This window comes from Pseudomonas sp. 05N434, from assembly GCF_056396965.1.
The window spans coordinates 1-1,426 of the sequence record NZ_JBFTMK010000841.1; the positions used below are offsets into that span (position 1 = coordinate 1).

Below are 1,426 nucleotides of genomic sequence, written 5' to 3' on the forward strand. Positions count from 1 at the left end.
TAGTTGCTCGCGTAATCCGCCGGTCCGACCGCGGCCAGCAGGTTGTTTTTCACGTCGCCGAAGGTGTCGCTGTAACCCAGGCCGCCAGTGCCACGGAACGCAATGCCGAGGCCGATCAGCTGCCCTGCCCCGTCGTATTTACCGAGGATTTCGGCTTCGGCGCTGGTGAAACCGTCCTTCTCGCCATAGAAGGTGCCTTGAGGCCCCACCTTGCCCTGATAGCCCAGGGCTGCCGCGCCAATCGGCGCCCAAGCGGTCGCTGGCAGTGGCTGGCCGGTGGGCGTGTACGCGTAGAGCGTCAGCGCGATCGCGTCGGAGTACAACGCCTTGCCGGCCGCACTGCCGGCATTTTTGTAATCAAACAGTCCCATGTTGTGGCTTCCTTTGCGTCAAATCAGAACTGCCAGTCCAGGGTCAGGCCCACACCGTGGTCTTTTTCCCGGGAGCCGAGCAGCCCGTTGTAATCCAGGTTCAAACGGGTATCGCGGCCCAGCGCCAGTCCGGCACGGGCGCCGACCACCGCGGCATCGCGGTCCATGGACACGCTTTGCACGCTGAACGCGGTGTTGCCGTTGACGAAGGCCAGGTGGTCTTCGGAACGGGTGCTGCTCAGGTTGTGCTGCCAGCCGAGCGTGCCGGACAGTTCCAACTGATGCTGGTCGGACAGCGCAATGGCTTTGCTCGCCCGCAGACCGAGGGTCGAGAGCACCGCATCGCGGTTGTTTTCACCGCCCTTGAGTGCGGCGGCATCACCTTTTTCGCTGAAGCTGTCGCTGTTCAAATGCACGTAGGCCAGGTTGGCGAACGGCTCCAGTGCCAGCGGTTGCAGGTCCAGGCGATAGGCCGCTTCGGTGAACAGTTGTGCGGTGGTCGCATCGCGTTTGGATTTCTGCTTGCCGCTGACGTCACCGAATTGCAGGTCGCGTTTGACGTCGATGCGATGCCAGCTGTAAGCGCCGCCGACACTCAGGCGCAGCGCGTCGATCTCATGGCCCAGGTAGGCGCCCAAGTGATAGCTGTCGACCGAAGCTGAAGAGTGCGTGCCATCGCCCATGCTCAATGAGCTGTCGCTGTAACCAGTGACGAAACCCAAGCGCGTATGTTCAGTGATCAAGCCATCGACACCGGCCAGCAGCCCGCCGATGGAGCTGTTGGAACTGGCGTTGTCATGCCCGCCATCGCTCTTGCCCCAGGCGCCGAGCACTTTGAGCCAGGCATTGCTGCGGTCATCGGTCGGTGCGCCGGCGTCGAACAGATCATGCTCGCGCAAACGTTCGCCGACGGCATCGCGCAGGTAGTGGCTGTCGTTGATCAGCAGCGTGCCGATCGCCGGATGAATCTCGCCAGACAGCTGCTGGAACGCTTGTTGCGCGACAGCTGCGGTCGGCGACAGCAGCAGGGTTTCGTACAGCGGATTGCCTGCGCC

1 protein-coding gene and 1 pseudogene are annotated in these 1,426 nt (G+C 62.8%); both read right to left on the reverse strand.

Translation table 11 applies throughout. The features are described from left to right. Window positions 1-371, reverse strand: a pseudogene (locus tag AC1DLB_RS29980) (polyurethanase); the annotation flags it as partial. Window positions 372-394: 23 nt separating this feature from the next. Beyond that, the coding region (locus tag AC1DLB_RS29985) for an autotransporter outer membrane beta-barrel domain-containing protein (RefSeq protein ID WP_477786281.1) at window positions 395-1,426 on the reverse strand (1,032 nt) is incomplete at its 5' end.